The organism is Rhizobium sp. YAF28 (assembly GCF_052113285.1).
Lineage (GTDB): Bacteria > Pseudomonadota > Alphaproteobacteria > Rhizobiales > Rhizobiaceae > Rhizobium.
The window spans coordinates 87977-108823 of the sequence record NZ_JBFRCX010000014.1; the positions used below are offsets into that span (position 1 = coordinate 87977).

A 20847-nucleotide genomic window follows, 5' to 3' on the forward strand; every position below is an offset into this window, starting at 1 on the left:
CCCCCTAGATTGCCGTCCGCGCTCGAAGGGCTGCCGTCAGCGTGCCTTCGTCGAGATAGTCGAGCTCGCCCCCCACGGGCACGCCATGCGCCAGCCGCGTGATCTTCACATTGAGATCTGCGAGCTGGTCGGTGATGTAATGCGCTGTCGTCTGCCCCTCGACGGTCGCATTCACAGCGATGATGATTTCCTTGATGCCGCCTTCGCCGACGCGGTTGATCAACCCGCGGATATTGAGATCGTCAGGGCCGACTCCGTCCAGCGGCGAGAGCGTGCCGCCAAGCACATGATATGCGGCGTTCAGTGCGCCCGCGCGCTCCAGCGCCCAGAGATCCGAGACATCCTCGACGACAATGATCACGGATTGGTCGCGCTGCGCATCGGTGCAGACCGTACAGGGATCGACCGTATCGACATTGCCGCAGCGCGAGCAGATCTTCACCTTGTCATAGGCCTCGCCCATCGCATGTGAGAGAGGACCCAGCAGTTGGTCCTTCTTCTTGATGAGATGCAGCGCCGCCCGCCGCGCCGAGCGCGGCCCGAGGCCCGGCACTTTCGCCAGAAGCTGGATCAGTTTTTCGATTTCGGGGCCGGTGACTCGCTTTGCCATGCGCCGTTCTTAACTGATATGGAACGAAAACGGAATCACGGAAGAATCGCTGAAACCATGAAAATCCTCGCCGTCTGCCGCGGCTCTGCCGAAAGGTTGCCCGGCAAAAGCTACAAGACCAGTATCTTCAAACATGCCGTCACCGGCGGCGTCATGATTGATGCCGAAGGCCTCTTCGGCGATGCGATCTGCAACAGGAAACATCACGGCGGCGTCGATCAAGCTGTCTATCTGGAAGGTTCAGTCAGCCTCGACTGGTGGTCGAACGAACTCGGCCGCCCTGTCGAGCCCGGCACCTTCGGCGAGAATCTAGTCATCGAAGGGCTTGATAACCGCGATGTCGCGGTCGGCGACCGCTTCATCGCCGGCGAACTGATCCTCGAAGTCACATCCTGCCGCATCCCTTGCGCCACGTTCGCTGCCAGGATGAATGATCCGAAATTCGTCAAGCGCTACACCAGGGCAGCACGCCCCGGCATCTATTGCCGCGTGATATCAAATGGAATCGTGGAAGCTGGAATGCCGGTCGAATACGGCCCCTTTTCCGGCGCCACAGTGACTATGCCGGAAATGATGGAAACCTTCGGGCGCCAGCTTTCCGCCGCAGATCGCAATCGCTATCTGGCGGCACCCATTCACTACAAGCTGCGCGACCTGCTCGAAGCCCAGCCGTAGCTCAGCGCATTGCGATGGTGACGGCAGCCCCCGCCATCGTTCCCGCGCTCACCCGGTTGGCGATCCGCACGGCACGCCGGCTCTTCAGGAAACCGCGCGCCTTTGCGGCGAGGAACATCCAGCTGAAATCGACGACAGCCAGAACGACGAACAGCGTGACGACGAGTTCGGCCCAGCCGGCAAGCGATACCGAGGGAATGTCGATGATCGACGGCAGAAGGGCCACATAGAACATCATGATCTTCGGATTGCCGAGCGCAATCGCCAGGCCAGTCAGAAACATCCGGCCACGCGAACGCTCCTGCGGCAGGTCCTCTTCCTCGACATCGGCTTTGGCGAACCACATCCGCCAGGCGAGATAAAGAAGATAGAGCACGCCCAACCATTTAATGACGACGAAGACGTGGTAGAAACTTTCGGCGATCGCCGAGAGGCCGGCAATGGCGCAGGTCAGCCAGATCGCATCCCCGGCCCACATGCCGAACAGGAAGGGCAGCACGTCGCGCGCGCCCTTCGAAATGACGCGGGCGACGAGCGCCGCAACGCTCGGACCGGGTGTCCCGGCTGCAATGAAAAGAGAGCCAGCGAAAACCAGCAGCGTCGTCAAGGTCATCATCTCCCGTCTCCTCTTCCGGGGCCAGTCATTACCGGACCAGTCGACGAAATCAGAAAGGCAGCTTGAAACCGGGCGGGATCGGCAGGCCCGCCGTCAGCGCCTTGGTCTTTTCGGCAGCGATGGCTTCCGCCTTGTCCTTGGCATCCTTGTGGGCGGCAACGATCAGGTCTTCGAGGATCTCGACATCGTCTTCCTTGAAGAGGGAAGGGTCGATCTTCAGGCTCTTCAATTCGCCTTTGCCGGAGATGATGACGGTGACGAGCCCGCCGCCTGCCTTGCCTTCGGCGGTCAGCTCGGCGATTTCCGCCTGCATCTGCTCCATCTTGGCCTGCATTTCCTTGACTTTGCCCATCATGCCCATGATGTCGCGCATCGTCTTCTCCTTCTTGAAACTAGAATTCTATGTCGTCGCCGGGCAGGATATCGCCCTCTTCGGATTCGGCGGCAGCAGGCGGGTTGACCTCCTCCGCCTCTTCCTCCGGTGTCGGCGCCCGCACCCGTACGTCGATGATCTTGGCACCCGGAAACTGGGCAAGAATTGCCGCGACATCAGGGTCCTGACGCGCATCGCTGACGCGTTGCTCCTGCGCCTTGGCTTCCGCCTCCACCATCGTCGGCCCGCCTTCTTCGCGGCTGGTGCTGACGATCCAGTGGATGCCTGTCCATTCCTTGAGCTTGACGGCAAGCTCGTTGAGCAATGTGCCAGGGGCACCCTCGGTGAGGTTCACGTCCAGACGGCCAGGCTCGATCCGTACGGGCCGCACGAAGTTGCGCACCAATGCCTTGAGTTTGACATCGCGTTTTTCGGCAGCGAGATCGACGATATCGCTGATCGAATTGACCGGCACGAGCGGCTTCGGCGCTTCCGCAGGCCTCGTCTCGACACGGCCGATACTCTGCGGCTCCAGATTGGGCACGGCGCGCAACATGGCGGTTGGCCCCGAGGGCTGCGGCCGCGGTGCCGGCTCCGGAGCCCGTGCCGTCACATTCGTCTGATAGGGAACACGCGTGCCACCGCCATTGCCCGAGGGCACAGGCGAAGACGGGCGTGGCGCGCCATTTTCATTGGAAAATTCCGCAAGCCGCCGCGCCGCATCCTCAGGTGCCGGCAGATGTGCTGCATGCGCGAGCCGGATCAGCACCATCTCGGCTGCACCCGCCGTGCGCGAAGAGTTTTCCGTCTCCGGAATGCCCTTCAGCAGCATCTGCCAGATGCGCGAGAGCGTGGTAACCGCGACACCTTGCGCAAATTCCGCAGCCTTGGTGCGCTCCACTTCACTGAGCGAAGGGTCGTTTACGGCATCGGGTACATATTTCAGCCGCGTCACCAGATGCGTGAAATCGGCGAGATCCGTCAGCACCACGACCGGGTTGGCGCCTGCTTCGTACTGGCTCTGGAATTCATTGAGGGCGCTTGCGACATCACCGCGCACGATATGCTGGAAGAGATCGACGATGCGGGCGCGATCGGCAAGGCCGAGCATGCCGCGTACGGCTTCCGCCTGCACCACGCCACCGCCATGGGCGATCGCCTGGTCCATCAGCGACAGGCCGTCGCGGGCAGAACCTTCCGCGGCGCGCGCGATCATCGCCAGCGCATCGGGTTCCGCCTCGATGCCTTCCTTGGCAGCGATGGTCGAAAACAGGCCGACGAGATCGGAAGCGCTGATGCGGCGCAGGTCGAAGCGCTGGCAGCGCGAGAGAACGGTGATCGGAACCTTGCGGATTTCCGTCGTCGCGAAGATGAATTTCACATGTTCCGGCGGCTCTTCGAGTGTCTTCAACAACCCGTTGAAGGCTTGCGTCGAAAGCATGTGCACTTCGTCGATGATATAGACCTTGAAGCGGGCAGAAACCGGCCGGTAGCGAACCTGCTCAATGATCTCTCTGATATCGTCGATGCCGGTATGCGAGGCGGCGTCCATCTCGATCACGTCGACATGGCGGCCTTCCATGATTGCCTGGCAATGTTCGCCCGGCACGCGAAGGTCGATCGTCGGCTTGTCGATCTCAGCCGTCTTGTAGTTCAGTGCCCGCGCCAGAATGCGCGCCGTCGTCGTCTTGCCCACGCCGCGAACGCCGGTCAGCATATAGGCCTGCGCGATGCGGCCGGTCTCGAAGGCGTTGGTAAGCGTGCGGACCATCGGCTCCTGGCCGACCATCAGGTCCGTGAAATCCTTGGGGCGGTATTTGCGTGCCAGCACCCGGTATCCGGTGCCCGTCGAGGCGGCATCTTGTGATTGTCGCTCGGTGTCGCTCATCGCCCTGCTTGCGCCCGGAAGGCCGGGCTTCTTGGAAGAGAAGGTGGGAGGCTGGCACGATGACCCGTGCCGGGCTCGTTAGGGCTGCTTCCTTCCGGACCTGACCCGGTTGGCGAGTGGCTCGTCCACCACCAACCTCCCGGATGCACATATCGGCAAATTCCTCATCAAAAGCAAGCCAAGCTCCAAAAAAACTGCTAGTCCATTGGAAAACATGAGGAGAATGCCTTTGAGCGATTTCGTGCTCGACCCCAGGCTCGAAAATGACAGCACCAGTATCATGGTGACTGGCCTGTGCGACGTCAGGCTGTCGAAGGACGCTCGCTGGCCCTGGTTGATCCTGGCACCGCGCCGAGCTGATATCACTGAGATCTTCGAATTGACGCCGCTCGATCAGGTGCTGCTGACCTTCGAGATCGAGCTCGTCTCCGCAGCACTCAAGAAGGTTACCGGTGCCGCAAAAATCAATGTCGGAGCCCTTGGCAATATCGTCCGCCAGCTTCATGTTCATGTCATTGCGCGTTCCGAAGGTGACGCGAACTGGCCGGGTCCCGTCTGGGGTTTCGGCAAGGCCGAGCCTTACGAGGACGCAACACGAGACGAATTCATTGCAAAGCTGCGGGAAGCCCTTTCACCATGAGTCATTCGCTTTTCGATTCGGACGTGCCGCATCCGGAACCCAGCAATCTCACCGCCTTTGCCGCAAACGACCTGAGCCGCGACAGCGAACATCGCGATGAAGCCTCGGTCGAAAAGGCGCTTGCCCGCGAAGGTACGCATATTTTCGCCTTCGCCAAGGACAAGCTGGTGCTCAAGCACGACGGCCAGGTGCTCGATCCGCTCTTCGCACGCTACGAGCTGCAGGAACTGAAGCCGAACTGGGACGAGACCGTATTGCTTGGCTATAGAAAGACCGGTGAGCCGCGCCTGGCCGTGCCCGTCGGTATCGATGCCGAAAGCATGGCAAGCCAGTACAAGCCGGTCGACGGCCGCTCGCTCTTCCGCGACGAGCTTGTCGACGAAATGCTGCTCGGCGAGTTCTCGCAGGCCGCAAGCCTCATCCGCTGGAACAGCGACAACCAGTTTTGTGGCCGCTGCGGCTCGGTCATGGAAATCCGCATCGGCGGCTACAAGCGGGTCTGCACGGCCTGCGAGCACATGATCTTCCCGCGCACCGATCCCGTCGTCATCATGCTGACGGTCGATGAGGAGCGTGATCTCTGCCTGCTCGGTCGCAGCCCGCATTTCGCGCCCGGCATGTATTCCTGTCTGGCGGGCTTCCTGGAGCCCGGCGAGACGATTGAAAACGCCGTTCGCCGTGAAACGCTGGAAGAATCCGGCATCAAGACCGGCCGTATCCGCTATCATGCCTCCCAGCCTTGGCCGATGCCGCATTCGCTGATGATCGGCTGTTATGCCGAGGCGAAGTCGCGCGATATCCATCGCGATGAGGCTGAGCTCGAGGATTGCCGCTGGTTCACCCGCGAGGAAACCATCGAAATGCTGGAGCGTCCTGGCGTCAACGGCAAAGCGCCGCCGCCGAAGGGTGCGATTGCCCATCGACTGATGCGCGATTGGGTCGAGTGGAAACGCTGAACAAAGGTCGGAGAACACGGATGATCGTCAGCCGGCCCGGCCTGTCTGCATGAGGGCATAATCATGGTCGCCCGCTCAGAACGGCTGCTGACCCTGCTTCAGACGCTGCGGCGCTACCGGCGGCCGGTTACTGGCACCGTATTGGCAGAAGAAACGGGTGTCAGCCTTCGCACGCTCTACCGCGATATTGCAAGCCTTCAGGCGCAAGGTGCCATGATCGAGGGCGAGGCCGGCATAGGCTATGTGCTGAAACCAGGCTTCATGCTGCCGCCGATGATGTTTTCCGAGGAAGAGCTGGAAGCACTGGTGCTTGGCTCGCGTTGGGTGGCACGCGCCGCCGAGCCGCGCCTGGCCAATGCCGGCGCTGATGCGCTGGCAAAGATCGCCGCCGTCTTGCCGCCCGACATGCGCGATATGGTCGATTCGGCCACACTTTTTGTCGGCCGCAAACGGCAGGATGAGGACAAGGCGGATGTTTCGGCCATCCGCAAAGCGATCCGCCTGGAGCGCATCCTTGAACTGCATTATGGCGACGAACAGGGACGTATTTCCCGCCGCCGCGTCTGGCCCTTCGCGCTCGGCTATTTCGAGCATGTGCGGATCATCATGGCCTGGTGCGAACTGCGCCAGGATTTCCGTCATTTTCGCACCGATCGTATCATCGATATGACCATCCATGACACGCGGTATCCGCGTCGTCGCACCGTTCTCCTGAAGGAATGGCGGGAAACACAGGATACTCCGATCGAGCACTAACGCTACTGCCATAAACTGTCAGCAGGAAGCGCTATTGTCAGTACCAGTCCAGCAGGAAGGAGTACTGATCATGGGAATGCCCCAAGTCGTTCAATATGCCGGCCGTCGTACTTCAGTCGGAGCCGGAAAAAACCTTCGTTCGCGTCTGGTGCGCCTGTTCGCTGACAGGTTCACAGGAGCCTCATCACGCCGTCCGCGCCTCGATCTCGAGACGATGCCGCAATGGCACAAGCGCGATCTCGGCATCATGGACGGACAGGACTGGCGCGTCGGCGACGATCTCTTCCGTTAAGGCCGCACGCCGGCCTCATTGATATTCCTCCCGGCAACGAGGCGGCGCTGTCTGCAGCGCTGCAATCCGAAAGCTGCTGCCATAAAATGGCAGCAGCTTTCGGCCGGGCATCTTTCAACCCAGTGGAGAACTGAAATGGCCAGCCCCAATCTTATTATCCTCTATGTCAAGGATCCCGCTGAAAGCGCTGCCTTCTATCGCAATATTCTGAGCCGCGAACCGGCTGTGGAGGCGCCGAATTTCGTCGCCTTTCCGCTCGATGGCGGTTTCACTCTCGGCCTCTGGCGCCGCAGCAGCGTCGAACCGCAGCCCTCTGCCATCGGCAACCGCGGTGAGGTCGCCTTCATGGTCGATGGAGAAAATGCCGTCGCCAGGCACTACGAAGACTGGCGCGGCCGTGGCCTGCCCTTCGCTCAGGATCTGACCGAACTCGACTTCGGTCCGACCTTCGTCGTGCTGGATCCGGACGGGCATCGCTTGCGTGTTTGTGAGCCGGATAAATAAATCAAGGTATGCATAAGGCCTCTCCGGTCAGTTGTCGGAGAGGCTTTGGGTAATCCTTACAGAAGTCCCCGCATTGCATGGCCCTTGTAGACGCCGAGGATGCGCACCTTCTCGGAGAAGAAACGCAGTTCCTCCAGTGCCCGTCGCACATGCGCGTCGTTCGGGTGGCCCTCGATATCAGCGTAGAACTGCGTCGCCACGAACTTGCCGCCGAGCTGATAGCTTTCGAGCTTCGTCATGTTGATGTTGTTCGTCGCAAAACCGCCGAGCGCCTTGTAGAGCGCTGCCGGAATATTGCGGACGTTGAAGACGAAGGTGGTGACGATCTTTTCGTCACTGGCAGCGCGTTCTGCCCATTCCTCATCACGTGACAGTACAACGAAGCGCGTCACATTGTTTTCCGTATCCTCGACATTCTCGGCGATGATATCGAGGCCGTAAAGGTCGGCGGCAAGGCGCGGCGCGAGCGCCGCCATCGAGCGGTCGCCGGTTTCCTTGACGAGCTTGGCGGCCCCTGCCGTGTCGCCGGCGATCACAGGCTTCCAGCCATTGGCGCGCACGATCTTGCGGCATTGGCCGAGCGCATGGATATGGCTGTGCACAGTGCGGATCTCGTCCTTCGTCACGCCCGGCAGCACCATGAGCTGAAAGCGGATCGGCATGAAATATTCGCCGATAATGTGCAGGCGCGATTCCGGCAGCAGGTGGTGGATGTCGGCGACGCGGCCCGCAATCGTGTTTTCGATCGGGATCATGCCGATATCGGCGTCACCATTGTCCACCGCCGTGAAGGCATCCTCAAAGGTCTGGCAGGGCAACGGCTCCATGGTCGGAAACATGTCGCGGCTCGCCATGTCGGAATTGGCGCCAAATTCGCCCTGGAAGGCGATTCTGTTGGTCTTGATGTTCATGAGGAAAATCCGTCAGTTGGCCTTTGCGGAGAGAATGCGCCGCGCCTTTTCGAGGTCGGCCGGAGTATCGACACCAAGCGGAACCGTGTCAACGATCTCGACATCGATGCGCATACCGGCTTCGAGTGCCCGCAACTGCTCCAATGATTCGCGCTTTTCCAGCGTCGATGGGCCAAGTGAGACAAAACGCTCGAGTGCCGTGCGTCGGTAGGCATAGAGCCCGATATGGTGATAGAGCGGCCCGTTGCCGTAAGGCGCGGTCGTGCGGGTGAAGTAAAGCGCACGCAGACGGCTGTCGGAGAGTGGTGAACCGACGACTTTCACAATGTGCGGCGCGGTCTTGTCGTCGTCGTTGTCGATTTCGGTCGTCAGAGTTCCAATATCGACGGCTTCGTTCTCGAGAGGGCGCAAAGCCGCACGCACGGTTTCCGGCTCGATCGTCGGCAGGTCGCCTTGGATGTTCACGACGATTTTGGCTTTCGCGTCTGGATCGACCTTGTTCAGTGCCTCGAAAATACGATCCGAGCCAGACTGATGGTCTTGGCGTGTCATGACCACGTCAAAGCCCGCTGCGGCGACAGTATCGAACACCTGCTGGTCGTCGACGGCAATAACCACCCGGCCGATCGCCGCTTCCTGTGCTCGTTTCGCCACCTGCACGATCATCGGCAAACCGCAAATATCGGCCAGCGGCTTGCCCGGAAGGCGGGTCGAGGCCATGCGTGCGGGGATCAGCACCAGCACGTCATCCAATTTTGAATCAGTCATTGTTCGGGCCTTCTAATCCGGGTTGAAAAGTGGCAAAAAGTCTCACGCACAAGACCATTTAGACAGTTGCAACGAATAGCCAAAAGACATAGGTTCCGCGCAATTTCAAGATGGTCCGGTTTCTGGTCTGCCGGCTGCAAGGGGAGCATTGCAGATGAATTCATACGTCAATACGGCCGTGGGGGCGCTGCTAGGAACGATCTTCGTTCTGATGTCTGTCTCCATCGCGTCCGAGGGGATCTTCCATTCCGAGGCGCCGGAGAAGGAAGGTTTTACCATCGTCGCCGAGGAGGCACCCGCCGCTGGCGGCGAAGGCGCACCCGCTGCCGTTGCTGTTCCGATCGCGCAGCTTCTTGCCAGCGCCGACGCGAAGGCCGGCGAGACCGTATTCAAGAAGTGTCAGGCCTGTCATGACGGCACCAAAGGCGGACCGAATAAAGTCGGCCCGAATCTCTTTGGTGTCGTAGATCGCCCAATCGCCTCGCATGAAGGCTTTGCTTATTCCGCTGCCATGAAGGACTTTTCCAAGGGCAGCAGCGAACACTGGACCTTCGAAAACCTCAACAAGTTCCTGATGGCCCCGAAGAAAGATGTTCCGGGCACCGCCATGGGCTTTGCAGGTCTGCCGAAGGATCAGGACCGCGCTAACGTCATTCTCTATCTGCACACGCTGGCAGATTCACCGGCTCCGCTGCCGGATCCGAATGCTCCGACTGCAACGCAGTAAGAAGCGACGATTTTTTCGAGAAGAAGCCCGGTCACAAGCCGGGCTTTTTTTGTTGCCTCAGGCGCCGAGAATATAGGCCCAGAAGGAAACGGTGATCGCGCCGAGCGCTGTAGTCACTGTGATGGTCGAGGCGGCAAGACTGTGACCGACGCCGAAGCGGTTGGCGATCAGCCAGGCATTCACCCCCGTCGGCACCGATGAGGTCAGCACCAGAGCCGCCGCCCACTCGTTGTTGAGGCCGAAAAGATGGCTTGCTGCCCACACACAGCCAGGCAGCAGCAGCAGCTTGAAGGCGGAGGTCACGCTGGCGATCCCGACGTTGCCGGAGACGCCGTATTTCTGCAGCGCCATACCGAGCGAAATCAGCGCCGCCGGACCAGCCGTGCTGGCGATCTGCCCAACGACGGAGCTGACCGTTGCCGGCATGGTCAGGCCCGAGACGTGAAAGACCGCGCCGGCCGCAATGCCGATGACCAGCGGATTGTGCAGCAGGTTCAGGCCGATCTGCCTTAGTACCAGGGTCATGCTGCGATCGCTCTTGCCGGAGATCTTGCGTTCGGCATGTTCCATCATGATCGTGCCGGCCACCATCATGATCGGCAGATGCACGGCAAGCAGGATGGAAAGGGCAACAAGCCCTTCGCTGCCCACAGTGCGCTCGACCAGCGGCAGACCGATGAAGATGTTGTTGGCGAAGGCGGAGGACACGCCGGCAAGCACGCCGATCCGCTCATCGCGCCCGAAGAAACGCGTGGCAACGATGTGCCCGGCCGTCCATGTCACCGCGACACCGGCAAAATAGACGATCCAGAGCCGGAACGGCGACGCGCCATGGAAATCGGCCTCGGCGATGGTGCGGAAAAGCAGCAGTGGCACGGCGATCTTGAAGACGAACTCGCTCAAGGCATCGCCGACCTCAGTCGTCAGCAACCCTGTACGGACAATCAGCCAGCCGATGAGAATGAGAAGGAAGATCGGTAGAACGTCGAAGATGATGGCTGACATAGACTGCTGCTCTGCGCGGGGATCGCCGAGGTCTAGCAGCTAATCGCCAGCCATGACAAATGCCTTGGATACAATATCTTTCGCGGCGCAACAAAAAAAGCGGGCTAAGCCCGCTTTTCCGCATCCGGTCCTGCCGGATAGCCGGTTGCGATACTGCCAGTTCATCCGTGGTCAGCGTCGTCCCGGTAAGATTGAAGGGATCATCCCTCCCATACCCGGCCATACGAGATACCTGCATGCCGGTCTTCCTGATGCTGTTTTTAGGCAGGCACGGTGACAGCGGCATGACGAATAAACGGCAGTTTTGCGAAGACTTGGAAGGCTGCGTGCTGTTTATCCTTCCAATACCGGCAAATTTCGCTAAGACCGACTACCGGCTATCACAAATCCGGGACTTCCCATTTCATGACCAAATTCGATGTTCTGACAGTCGGCAACGCAATCGTCGATATTATCGCCCGTTGCGACGACCAGTTCCTTATTGACAACAAGATCACCAAGGCAGCGATGAACCTCATCGATGCCGATCGCGCCGGACTGCTCTACTCTCGCATGGGGCCGGCACTCGAAGCTTCCGGCGGCAGCGCCGGCAATACGGCTGCAGGCGTGGCAAGCCTCGGCGGCAAGGCCGCCTATTTCGGCAAGGTCGCAGAAGACCAGCTTGGCGAGATCTTCGCGCATGATATCCGTGCTCAGGGGGTTCACTATCGGACCGAGGCCAAGGGCGAATTTCCGCCCACCGCACGCTCGATGATTTTTGTCACCGATGACGGCGAACGCTCGATGAACACCTATCTCGGCGCCTGCGTCGAACTCGGGCCTGAGGATGTCGAAGCGGATGTGGTGGCGCAAGCCAAGGTAACCTATTTCGAAGGTTATCTCTGGGATCCGCCACGTGCCAAGGAAGCGATCCTCGATTGCGCCCGCATCGCCCACGAGAACGGCCGCGAAATGTCGATGACGCTCTCCGACAGCTTCTGCGTCGATCGTTACCGCAGCGAATTCCTGGACCTGATGCGCTCGGGCAAGGTCGATATTGTCTTCGCCAACCGCCAGGAGATCCTGTCGCTTTACGAGACCGACGATTTTGAGGAAGCGCTGAACAAGATCGCCAAGGATTGCAAGATCGCTGCCGTAACCATGAGCGAGGACGGCGCCGTGATCCTGAAAGGCAACGAGCGCCATTACGTCGACGCGATCAAGATCGACGAAGTGGTTGATACGACCGGTGCCGGCGACCTCTTCGCCTCAGGCTTCCTCTACGGCTATACGCAGGGCCGTACGCTGGAAGATTGCGGCAAGCTCGGCTGCCTTGCCGCCGGCATCGTCATTCAGCAGATCGGTCCGCGGCCGATGAAGTCTCTGTCCGCAGCTGCAAAGGAGGCAGGCCTTATTTAAAGGCCTCGCCCGGATAGGCACCCCAGATTTCCGACTGCGCCACCCAGCCTTCGGCGCCGTCGGTTTTGGCGAAGCACCATTCGCCATTGCACTCGCCGATCGAGATCATCACGCCAGGCTCCAGCTTGGCAACGATGCTGGCGGATGGCTGTGACTCACGGCGCAGGTTGACATAGACGCCCTTGCCCTTGCCCTTCATCCATGGTGCCGCGATGGCGGCCCGCTGGCCTGACAGCAGCGACTGATTGACCCAGCCCTCCGTGCCGTCGGCATCGCGGATACGGCGCCAGTTGTCGTATTCCTGGATGATTTCGACCGGCAAACCCGTCTTCAGATACATCCAGGAAACCGCATAATCTGTTCCCGGTCCGATGCGCAGGTTCACGCGCTTGGACTTCAGAGTCACGAAGCGCGGCAGCGGCAGGCCGCTCGGCCCCTTGGCCGCCTGGGCTTGCGCAAATTCGATGGTGCCCGCCGATACGGCAAAGGCAACCGCCAGGACGAGGCAGGACTTCATAACTGTGCGACGCATGGAAGCTTCCGTTGGCTCGAATTCGCAGCAGGCCGCGCCTGCTCGCTTTCCGGGATTCCCCGGCCGCCACACGAGTTTTGTTTGTCTTCGCGTGCGGGTCTGGTAGAAAATGCCCGGAACGGGAAAATGATCGCCCATCTTGGTTAAAGACCTCTAAACAAGGCATTGCAAGCCGCTATGACGACGAAGAAAAAACCGAAGGTCTACATAACCCGCAAGCTGCCTGATGTCGTCGAAACCCGCATGCGCGAGCTTTTCGATGCCGAGTTGAATATCGACGATACGCCGCGATCCGCCCCCGAACTCGTCGAAGCCGTCAGGACCTGCGACGTGCTGGTTCCGACCGTGACCGACCGGATCGACGCAGCTCTCATTGAGCAGGCCGGGCCGCAGATGAAGCTGATCGCCAGCTTTTCCAACGGCACCGATCATATCGACGTCGAGGCCGCCGCCCGCAAAGGCATCACCGTTACCAACACGCCGAACGTACTGACCGATGACACCGCCGACATGACCATGGCGCTGATTCTCGCCGTGCCGCGGCGCATCGGCGAAGGCGCGCGCGTGCTGACCGAAAAGCCCGGCGAATGGGCCGGCTGGTCTCCGACATGGATGCTCGGGCGACGCATCCACGGAAAGCGAATCGGCATCGTCGGCATGGGCCGTATCGGCACGGCCGTTGCGCGACGCGCCAAGGCCTTTGGCCTGTCGATCCACTATCACAATCGCAAGCGCGTCAACCCTGCGACCGAGGATGAGCTGGAGGCGACCTATTGGGAAAGCCTCGACCAGATGCTCGCCCGCGTCGACATCGTCTCGGTCAATTGCCCCTCGACGCCCGCAACCTTCCATCTCTTGTCGGCAAGACGCCTGGCGCTGCTGCAGCCGACGGCCTATCTCGTCAACACTTCTCGCGGTGACGTGATCGACGAGGCTGCTCTCATCAAATGCCTGCGGGAAGGAAAGATCGCTGGCGCCGGGCTCGATGTTTTCGAGAACGAACCTGTCGTCAATCCGAAGCTGGTAAAGCTCGCCAATGAGGGCAAGGTCGTGCTGTTGCCGCATATGAGCTCGGCAACGATCGAGGGACGTGCGGAGATGGGCGACAAGGTCATCATCAACATCCGCGCCTTCATCGATGGTCATCGCCCACCGAATCGGGTGCTGCCGGGCCGGTGACGGCCGGAGCGCTCCCATCTCTAGCTGGCCGGATCAGCCGGCGAGCGCTTTCTTCATCTCGATAAACGTCACGCGCGTAAAACCCGGATGGGATTTCTCTGCGGTCTTTTCAAAGCCCCAGGCAGCGAAGGTCGCGTGATTGCCGACGAGCTCTATCCGTGTCTCGAGCCTCAATGCCGAAAGGCCGAGATTAAGCGCCGTCTCTTCGGCGATATCAAGCAGTTGCCGGCCGATGCCCCTGCCTTGCGCGGATGGCAGAACCGCGAGTTTTCCGACATAGAGGCAATCTTTCTCCGGGCGCAGGAAAATGCAGCCAGCGAGCTGCCCTGCATCCTCTACGACATAGGCGATTTCTGCCTTTGCCTTTTCCACCAGCGATTCCATCGTCAGGCGAGTTGCGGAGGAGGGCGGATCGATGCGGCCCTCCATATAGGCGAAGGATGCGAGAATGAGATCGAGCAGCTCGCTCCAGCGAGCAAAGCGCTCATCAATGCGAAAAGGCGTCATGCAGTCCCGCTCTGCCTCGCGCGGCGACGCTTATAGCGGATCGTATCAAAACGGGCAGACAGGGCGTCATAAAGCAGCAAGCGGCCAATCAGCGGTTCGCCGGCACCAGTAATGAGCTTAATCGCCTCCATGGCCATCATCGTGCCGATCACGCCCGTCAGTGCGCCAATGATACCGGCCTCCGCGCAGGCGGGGATCAATCCGGCCGGCGGTGCTTCGGGAAAGAGATCGCGATATCCAGGGTTCTGCGTGCCGTCTTCGGCAGCCTCATAGGGTTTCAGCACCGTCAGCGACCCGTCGAAACGGCCGACGGCACCGGTCACAAGTGGGATACGCGCTTCTTCTGCTGCATCGGCGGCCATATAGCGCGTATCGAAATTATCCGAGCCGTCGATCAAGAGATCGAAGCCGGAAAGGTGCAAACGCGCCGTATCGGCGGAAAGGCGTTCAGTGAAACGGATGACCTTGATATGCGGGTTCAGCCGAGCGATCGCAATGGCCGCGCTTTCCGTCTTCATTTCGCCGATCGTGCCGGAATCGTGGATCACCTGTCGCTGCAGGTTGGAGAGCGAAACACGGTCGTCATCGGCAATGCCGAGCGTGCCGACGCCTGCGGCTGCCAGATATTGCAGGATCGGCGCCCCGAGCCCTCCGGCGCCGATGACAAGCACGCGCGCGGCCTTCAGCTTCTGCTGGCCCGCGCCGCCGATTTCCGGCAGCAGGATATGGCGATGATAGCGTGCGATTTCGTCAGGGCTGAGGGGTTCCATAGGCGTGATGCTAACATGCCCCGAACCGTCGGGAGAAGCGCTATCGCTCATTCGAAAACCCTTCCGTCAGCAACCGTGAAAAATTGCGCCCGCTCGGCAAGTGCGGCAAACATCTGATGGTCCGTTCCCGTCATGAAGGCCTGGCCGCCAAGCCCGTCTATGAGGTCGAACAATGCGGCTCGGCGTCCCTCGTCGAGATGGGCGGCAATCTCGTCCAGGAGCAGAACCGGCGCATGGCCAGTCAGGTTGCCGACGAGCCGCGCATGGGCAAGCACAAGGCCCACCAGCAGGGCTTTCTGCTCCCCGGTGGAGCAGCGCGCCGCTTCCATCTGCTTCTCACGATGATGCACGATGAGATCGGCGCGATGCGGCCCCTCCAGCGTGCGTCCGGCGCCGGCATCGCGGTAGCGGTTGGCGGCGAGCGTTGCCGCATACTCATCTTCCAGATCAACTGCGGGTCGGGAGAATTGGCCATCCATGAAGCCCGAGAGCTGCAGCGATGCTGATGGGAAGGGGGAGGTCTCGCGGCTTTCCTCGATGAGCCGTGTCAGCAGGCCGAGCATTTCCTGCCGGGCGAGTGCCATGGCAATACCGAGGCTTGCCATCTGCTCCTCGATGCCGGAAAGCCAGGACGGATCGAAGCGGCCCTCATCGAGCAGCTTGTTGCGGCTGCGCATGGCGCGCTCGAAATCGCTCGCCCGCTTGCCATGCTCAGGGTCGAGCGACAGCACCAGCCTGTCGAGGAACCTCCTGCGATCGGACGAGCCACCGGTAAAGAGCCCGTCCATTGCCGGCGTCAGCCAGAGCACACGCAGGTGGTCCGTCAGCTCGTCAACCGTCTTGGCCGTCGTTCCGTTGATACGCAGCCGGCGCGCCATCGCCTCGTCGCTGGTATCGATCCCTGTGCCGATCTCGACATCGCCTTCCATGCCTTCAAGCTCGGCAAAGATCGAAAATCCGCCCACAGCACCGACGCGGGTAATATCGCCATAGGCGGCGCGGCGCAGCCCGCGTCCCGGTGACAAGAAGGAGACCGCCTCCATCAGGTTGGTTTTGCCGGCGCCGTTGTCCCCGGTCAGCACCACGTGCCGCCCGTCGAGCGCAAGCGAGGCCGACGCATAATTGCGAAAGTCGGTCAGTTTCAGACGGGAGAGGGCAACCTTGTGCGGCATCGGATATCCGGAAACATCAAGGCTAACAGTGAGAGCCTTTCCTAGTCAGAATGAATCAATCTGACTAGAAAAGGCTCTAAGCCGAAGCGTCAGGGATATCAAGGCTGAGAGCCGTTTCGGCTGTCAATGCCTGCGAGGGGTGGGCGGCTCGAGCTGTGCCTCGGCCTCCGCAATCGCCTTTTCGATCCAATAGAGGAGATCCGGCCGGTCTTCGATCGAACCGCGCAGCGATTTCAATGAATCGATCATCATCGTCAGTTTCTGGCGGCGCATATCGATGACGATACTGTCGGCACCAGATTTCCCGGTGGGAGCGGATGTCATGCAGTATTCGAAGCCTCTTGTCTGACTGGTACTATAGGGGTTCCGGCGCGAGTAACTATCGTCCCATGCAATGAAGTCAACTACAGGGTGTTCAACTTTTCGCGACATCGCCGCCAGGTCATCAAACAATAATTAGAAGTTGTAAATACGTGCAGCGAACAGTTATTTGGGCAGCGTAATGCCCAAAAAAAGTCGGTTGAAATTTGCAACTTGCGGGTTGAGATATTCAGCTGACGCTATATGGTAAATGAAGGGTTTACCGGGAGAGAGTGCAGCAGTGCCAGATCCGATTGATATCATTGTCGGCAGCAACGTGAGACAGCTTCGCGCCCGCCGACGTGTTTCTCAGCTGGAGCTCGGCGAAGCGCTTGGCCTTACATTCCAGCAGATACAGAAATACGAGAAGGGGACGAACCGCGTCTCTGCCAGCAAGCTGCATCAGATAGCGGTCTTCCTGGGGGTCGATATTTCCGAGCTATTTGAAGGTACGGGAATTTCGCAGTTTACCAACCGCGTCGAGCTGAGCCCTGAGGCCTATGAACTGGCGGTCAGTTTTGACAGGTTGAGCTCGATTGCGGGCAAGCAGGCGGTCAAGACGATCCTCAACCTCATGTGCGGTCAGGCAACCGAAAACGCCGCTTGATGCGTCGCATGTATCCTTGAAATCGACGGGATTTCAGTGAAGCTCGCGCTCGTGCAGCGCGACGAGCAGGGCATCCTGCGTCTGATGGCCGGCGTGATAAAGGTCGATCGCGATGCTGGCGATCGAAAGGCCCTGCTGGCTGCGAAGCTTGATGTTGCGTTCGGCGCACCACGAATAGAGCGCACCTGCCAACGCATCGACATCTTCGGACAGACAATTTGAAAAGTTCGTTGCCGACATGGAGATACCCTCTGTTAGTCCCGGATTGCGGGCCAAAGACAGTATGGATTTCAGTAACTTGCAAGCGTCATCGGATCTGTGCGTTAACACAAGACATCTGCATTTCGATCTGCGTCCCGACTTGAAACAGCTGTCCCGAATTGGAGCGCGCATGAAAAAAGCCGGAGGCGGAACCTCCGGCTTTTGTAACCTTGAAGGATATCGAGCTTAGCCCTCGAAGAATTCCTTCATCCGGGCAAAGAAGCCCGTCGATTCCGGATTGTTCTCCTTGGAGGAGAGTTGCTCGAATTCCTGCAGAAGCTCGCGTTGCCGCTTGGAAAGCTTCTGCGGCGTCTCGATCTGGATCTGGATGTAGAGATCGCCCGTCTGGCTGGAACGCAGCACCGGCATGCCCTTGCCCTTCAGGCGGAATTGCTTGCCGGCCTGCGTGCCTTCGGGAACGGTGACGCGCGACTTGGTGCCGTCGAGCGTCGCTACATCGAAGGTGCCGCCGAGTGCCGCCGTAGTCATGGAGATCGGCACAGCGCAATAGAGATCGGCTCCGTCGCGCTGGTAGAACTCATGCGGTTTCACCGACAGGAAGATATAGAGATCGCCCGCCGGGCCACCGCGAGCACCTGCTTCACCTTCGCCCTGCAGGCGAATGCGGGTGCCATCCTCGATACCGGCTGGGATGTTGACCGAAAGCGAACGCTCTTCGGTCACACGGCCCTGGCCGTGGCACTTCGGGCACGGATCGGGAATGATCTGGCCGCGGCCATGACAGGTCGGGCAGGTGCGCTCGATCGAGAAGAAGCCCTGTGCGGCGCGGACACGGCCCGAGCCCTGACAGGTGCCGCACGTCTTCGGTTGCGTGCCCGGTTTTGCGCCGGAACCGGAACAGACGTCGCAGGTAATCGACGTCGGAACGCGGATTTGTGCCGTCTTGCCGGAGAAGGCCTCTTCCAGCGAGATTTCCATATTGTAGCGAAGATCAGCGCCGCGTTCGCGACCGCCCGAAGAGCGCTGCCGTCCGCGGCCCCCGCCCATCATCTCGCCGAAAATGTCTTCGAAGATGTCGGAGAAGCCGCCACCGGCAAATCCGGCGCCACCGCCGAAGCCACCGGGACCGCCCATGCCGCCATGTTCGAAGGCCGCATGGCCATAGCGATCGTAGGCCGCGCGCTTTTGCGGGTCCTTCAGCGTCTCGTAGGCTTCGTTGATTTCCTTGAACTTGCGTTCGGCGTCTTTGTCATCCGGGTTCTTGTCCGGATGGAATTTCATCGCCAGCTTGCGGAAGGCGCTTTTCAGCTCTTTTTCATCCGCCGTCTTGGCTACACCCAGAGTTTCGTAAAAGTCCGCTTTTGCCAATTTAAGCCCCGGAAATGGATTTCCGGCTGCCATGGTGAGCAGCCGGATGTCTATCGTCTAGCGTAGGCCGCCAGTCCGCCGATTAAGCGGACTTCTTGCGGTCGTCGTCCTTGACTTCTTCGTAGTCGGCATCGACGACATTGTCATCCTCAGCCGAAGCGTCGGTCGCGCCGCCTTCGGTCTGCTGGGCTTCATAGATCGCCTGGCCGAGCTTCATGGAAACTTCCATGAGCGTCTGGGTCTTGGCCTTGATGTCTTCAGCGTCGGCATCGGTTGCTTCAGTCGCAGACTTCAGAGCGGCAATCGCATCGGAGATTGCAGTGCGGTCGGCTTCGGAAACCTTGTCGCCGTAGTCCTTGAGCGACTTTTCCGTGGAGTGGATCAGGCTTTCGGCCTGGTTCTTGGCTTCCACACCTTCGCGGCGCTTCTTGTCTTCGGCAGCATGCGATTCAGCGTCCTTGACCATCTTTTCGATGTCGGCGTCGGAAAGACCACCGGAGGCCTGGATGCGGATCTGCTGTTCCTTACCGGTGCCCTTGTCCTTGGCCGAAACCTGCACGATGCCGTTCGCGTCGATGTCGAAGGTGACTTCGATCTGCGGAACGCCGCGCGGTGCCGGCGGCAGGCCAACGAGGTCGAACTGGCCGAGCAGCTTGTTGTCGGCAGCCATTTCACGCTCGCCCTGCGAGACGCGGATGGTGACGGCCTGCTGGTTGTCGTCGGCGGTCGAGAAGGTCTGGCTCTTCTTCGTCGGGATCGTCGTATTGCGTTCGATCAGGCGGGTGAAGACGCCGCCGAGCGTTTCGATGCCGAGAGACAGCGGGGTTACGTCGAGAAGCAGAACGTCCTTGACGTCGCCCTGGAGAACGCCGGCCTGGATGGCAGCGCCGAGAGCGACGACTTCATCCGGGTTGACGCCCTTATGCGGTTCCTTGCCGAACAGCTGCTTGACGACTTCCTGTACCTTCGGCATGCGGCTCATGCCGCCGACGAGAACGACTTCATCGATTTCGGCTGCGGTAACGCCGGCATCCTTGAGGGCTGCCTTGCACGGAGCGATCGTACGCTGAACGAGATCGTCGACCAGGCTTTCGAGCTTGGCGCGGGTCAGCTTCAGCGTCAGATGCTTCGGGCCGGAAGCATCAGCCGTGATAAACGGCAGGTTGATTTCGGTCTGCTGCGAAGAGGATAGCTCGATCTTTGCCTTTTCAGCAGCTTCCTTGAGGCGCTGCAGGGCGAGCTTGTCGTTCTTCAGGTCGATGCCGTTGTCCTTCTTGAACTCGGCAACGAGATATTCGACGAGACGCATGTCGAAGTCTTCACCGCCGAGGAACGTATCACCATTGGTGGACTTCACTTCGAAGACGCCGTCGCCGATCTCGAGGATCGAGATGTCGAAGGTGCCGCCGCCAAGGTCGTAGACGGCGATCGTCTTGCCGTCCTTCTTGTCGAGGCCGTAGGCAAGTGCTGCAGCGGTCGGCTCGTTGATGATGCGGAGCACTTCAAGGCCGGCGATGCGGCCGGCATCCTTGGTTGCCTGGCGCTGCGCGTCGTTGAAATATGCAGGAACGGTGATGACGGCCTTTTCGACCTTTTCACCGAGGTAGGATTCGGCGGTTTCCTTCATCTTCTGAAGGATCATCGCGGAAATCTGTGCGGGCGAGTAGCCCTTGCCGTTGGCTTCGACCCAGGCGTCGCCATTGTCGCCCTTGACGATCGTGAAGGGAACGAGGTGCTTGTCCTTCTCGACGGTCGGATCTTCGTAACGGCGGCCGATGAGGCGCTTTACGGCGAAGAGGGTATTCGTGGGGTTGGTGACCGCCTGGCGCTTTGCCGGCTGGCCGACGAGGCGTTCGCCATCATCGGAAAATGCCACCATGGAAGGGGTCGTACGCGCGCCTTCCGCGTTCTCGATGACCTTTGCGTCCTTGCCGTCCATGACCGCGACGCAGGAATTTGTCGTTCCAAGGTCGATACCAATTACTTTTGCCATGTCATTCTCTCCTTGAAG

General features: G+C 60.1%; 25 protein-coding genes and 1 other RNA gene. 10 read left to right on the forward strand and 16 right to left on the reverse strand.

Features of this window, described 5'->3' with window-relative positions; genetic code table 11:
• Positions 1-4: 4 nt before the first annotated feature.
• Positions 5-610, reverse strand: coding sequence for a recombination mediator RecR (gene recR / locus AB4Z13_RS27480; protein WP_007813850.1), 606 nt, complete (start codon positions 608-610; stop codon positions 5-7).
• A 57-nt stretch (positions 611-667) separates the two neighbouring features.
• Between recR and AB4Z13_RS27485 the strand changes: the two genes are divergently transcribed.
• Positions 668-1285, forward strand: a complete 618-nt coding sequence (locus AB4Z13_RS27485; protein ID WP_442207336.1) for an MOSC domain-containing protein — start codon at positions 668-670, stop codon at positions 1283-1285.
• A 1-nt stretch (position 1286) separates the two neighbouring features.
• On the opposite strand, the gene AB4Z13_RS27490 is transcribed toward AB4Z13_RS27485, so the two are convergent.
• The 4 genes from AB4Z13_RS27490 to ffs all read right to left on the reverse strand — a co-directional run bounded on the left by AB4Z13_RS27490 (position 1287) and on the right by ffs (position 4302).
• Entirely contained in the window at positions 1287-1898 is a 612-nt protein-coding gene (locus tag AB4Z13_RS27490; RefSeq protein ID WP_439017292.1) for a LysE family translocator, read from the reverse strand.
• 52 nt (positions 1899-1950) lie between these two features.
• Complete coding sequence (locus AB4Z13_RS27495; protein WP_007813855.1) at positions 1951-2274, reverse strand: YbaB/EbfC family nucleoid-associated protein; 324 nt, start codon at positions 2272-2274, stop codon at positions 1951-1953.
• 19 nt (positions 2275-2293) lie between these two features.
• On the reverse strand, positions 2294-4162 hold the full coding sequence (locus AB4Z13_RS27500) for a DNA polymerase III subunit gamma/tau (RefSeq protein ID WP_439016996.1): 1869 nt from the start codon (positions 4160-4162) through the stop codon (positions 2294-2296).
• A 43-nt stretch (positions 4163-4205) separates the two neighbouring features.
• An RNA gene (gene ffs / locus AB4Z13_RS27505) (signal recognition particle sRNA small type) lies at positions 4206-4302 on the reverse strand.
• Between the two features lie 89 nt (positions 4303-4391).
• Here ffs and AB4Z13_RS27510 point away from each other — a divergent pair.
• The 5 genes from AB4Z13_RS27510 (at position 4392) to AB4Z13_RS27530 (ending at position 7310) form a co-directional block, all read left to right on the forward strand.
• Positions 4392-4802: an HIT domain-containing protein gene (locus AB4Z13_RS27510; RefSeq protein WP_439016997.1), complete on the forward strand. Its 411-nt coding sequence runs from the start codon at positions 4392-4394 to the stop codon at positions 4800-4802.
• Positions 4799-5758: an NAD(+) diphosphatase gene (gene nudC, locus AB4Z13_RS27515; RefSeq protein WP_113320495.1), complete on the forward strand. Its 960-nt coding sequence runs from the start codon at positions 4799-4801 to the stop codon at positions 5756-5758. The genes AB4Z13_RS27510 and nudC overlap by 4 nt, the downstream gene beginning before the upstream one ends.
• A gap of 60 nt (positions 5759-5818) precedes the next feature.
• On the forward strand, positions 5819-6514 hold the full coding sequence (locus AB4Z13_RS27520) for a helix-turn-helix transcriptional regulator (protein WP_113320496.1): 696 nt from the start codon (positions 5819-5821) through the stop codon (positions 6512-6514).
• A gap of 70 nt (positions 6515-6584) precedes the next feature.
• Positions 6585-6806: a hypothetical protein gene (locus AB4Z13_RS27525; protein ID WP_113320497.1), complete on the forward strand. Its 222-nt coding sequence runs from the start codon at positions 6585-6587 to the stop codon at positions 6804-6806.
• A 135-nt stretch (positions 6807-6941) separates the two neighbouring features.
• Positions 6942-7310 (forward strand): VOC family protein, encoded by a 369-nt coding sequence (locus AB4Z13_RS27530; RefSeq protein WP_025669404.1) that lies wholly within the window; start codon positions 6942-6944, stop codon positions 7308-7310.
• Between the two features lie 56 nt (positions 7311-7366).
• Here AB4Z13_RS27530 and AB4Z13_RS27535 read toward each other — a convergent pair whose 3' ends face one another.
• Both AB4Z13_RS27535 and AB4Z13_RS27540 read right to left on the reverse strand, forming a co-directional pair.
• Entirely contained in the window at positions 7367-8221 is an 855-nt protein-coding gene (locus AB4Z13_RS27535) for a prephenate dehydratase (protein ID WP_310379885.1), read from the reverse strand.
• Between the two features lie 12 nt (positions 8222-8233).
• Complete coding sequence (locus AB4Z13_RS27540; protein ID WP_439016998.1) at positions 8234-8989, reverse strand: 3-deoxy-manno-octulosonate cytidylyltransferase; 756 nt, start codon at positions 8987-8989, stop codon at positions 8234-8236.
• Between the two features lie 154 nt (positions 8990-9143).
• Here AB4Z13_RS27540 and AB4Z13_RS27545 point away from each other — a divergent pair, with 154 nt between their 5' ends.
• Positions 9144-9716, forward strand: coding sequence for a c-type cytochrome (locus tag AB4Z13_RS27545; RefSeq protein ID WP_439016999.1), 573 nt, complete (start codon positions 9144-9146; stop codon positions 9714-9716).
• Positions 9717-9773: 57 nt separating this feature from the next.
• Here the strand turns inward: AB4Z13_RS27545 and AB4Z13_RS27550 are convergent, their stop codons facing one another.
• Entirely contained in the window at positions 9774-10721 is a 948-nt protein-coding gene (locus AB4Z13_RS27550; protein WP_113320501.1) for an AEC family transporter, read from the reverse strand.
• A 405-nt stretch (positions 10722-11126) separates the two neighbouring features.
• On the opposite strand from AB4Z13_RS27550, the gene AB4Z13_RS27555 reads away from it, so the two are divergent.
• Positions 11127-12119, forward strand: coding sequence for an adenosine kinase (locus tag AB4Z13_RS27555; protein WP_439017000.1), 993 nt, complete (start codon positions 11127-11129; stop codon positions 12117-12119).
• On the opposite strand, the gene AB4Z13_RS27560 is transcribed toward AB4Z13_RS27555, so the two are convergent.
• Positions 12112-12651, reverse strand: coding sequence for an SH3 domain-containing protein (locus AB4Z13_RS27560; protein ID WP_113320503.1), 540 nt, complete (start codon positions 12649-12651; stop codon positions 12112-12114). The two genes, AB4Z13_RS27555 and AB4Z13_RS27560, sit on opposite strands and share 8 nt — an antisense overlap.
• A 177-nt stretch (positions 12652-12828) precedes the next feature.
• On the opposite strand from AB4Z13_RS27560, the gene AB4Z13_RS27565 reads away from it, so the two are divergent.
• Complete coding sequence (locus AB4Z13_RS27565; RefSeq protein ID WP_439017001.1) at positions 12829-13830, forward strand: 2-hydroxyacid dehydrogenase; 1002 nt, start codon at positions 12829-12831, stop codon at positions 13828-13830.
• Between the two features lie 33 nt (positions 13831-13863).
• Here AB4Z13_RS27565 and AB4Z13_RS27570 read toward each other — a convergent pair whose 3' ends face one another.
• From AB4Z13_RS27570 to AB4Z13_RS27585, 4 genes are all read right to left on the reverse strand, one after another.
• Entirely contained in the window at positions 13864-14337 is a 474-nt protein-coding gene (locus tag AB4Z13_RS27570; RefSeq protein ID WP_439017002.1) for a GNAT family N-acetyltransferase, read from the reverse strand.
• Complete coding sequence (locus tag AB4Z13_RS27575) at positions 14334-15158, reverse strand: molybdopterin-synthase adenylyltransferase MoeB (protein ID WP_439017003.1); 825 nt, start codon at positions 15156-15158, stop codon at positions 14334-14336. The genes AB4Z13_RS27570 and AB4Z13_RS27575 overlap by 4 nt, the downstream gene beginning before the upstream one ends.
• Positions 15155-16279: a DNA replication/repair protein RecF gene (gene recF / locus AB4Z13_RS27580; protein ID WP_439017004.1), complete on the reverse strand. Its 1125-nt coding sequence runs from the start codon at positions 16277-16279 to the stop codon at positions 15155-15157. The genes AB4Z13_RS27575 and recF overlap by 4 nt, the downstream gene beginning before the upstream one ends.
• Before the next feature lie 123 nt (positions 16280-16402).
• Positions 16403-16603 carry a hypothetical protein gene (locus tag AB4Z13_RS27585; RefSeq protein ID WP_113320508.1) on the reverse strand — a complete coding sequence of 67 codons (201 nt, stop codon included), beginning with the start codon at positions 16601-16603 and terminating at the stop codon, positions 16403-16405.
• A 277-nt stretch (positions 16604-16880) separates the two neighbouring features.
• Here AB4Z13_RS27585 and AB4Z13_RS27590 point away from each other — a divergent pair, with 277 nt between their 5' ends.
• Entirely contained in the window at positions 16881-17246 is a 366-nt protein-coding gene (locus AB4Z13_RS27590; protein WP_007813894.1) for a helix-turn-helix domain-containing protein, read from the forward strand.
• A gap of 33 nt (positions 17247-17279) precedes the next feature.
• Here the strand turns inward: AB4Z13_RS27590 and AB4Z13_RS27595 are convergent, their stop codons facing one another.
• From AB4Z13_RS27595 to dnaK, 3 genes are all read right to left on the reverse strand, one after another.
• The gene (locus AB4Z13_RS27595; protein ID WP_007813896.1) at positions 17280-17486 is read right to left on the reverse strand and encodes a hypothetical protein; all 207 of its coding nucleotides are present in this window, start codon (positions 17484-17486) and stop codon (positions 17280-17282) included.
• A gap of 207 nt (positions 17487-17693) precedes the next feature.
• Complete coding sequence (gene dnaJ, locus AB4Z13_RS27600; RefSeq protein ID WP_113320509.1) at positions 17694-18836, reverse strand: molecular chaperone DnaJ; 1143 nt, start codon at positions 18834-18836, stop codon at positions 17694-17696.
• 82 nt (positions 18837-18918) lie between these two features.
• Positions 18919-20829 carry a molecular chaperone DnaK gene (gene dnaK, locus AB4Z13_RS27605; protein WP_113320510.1) on the reverse strand — a complete coding sequence of 637 codons (1911 nt, stop codon included), beginning with the start codon at positions 20827-20829 and terminating at the stop codon, positions 18919-18921.
• Positions 20830-20847 lie beyond the last annotated feature (18 nt).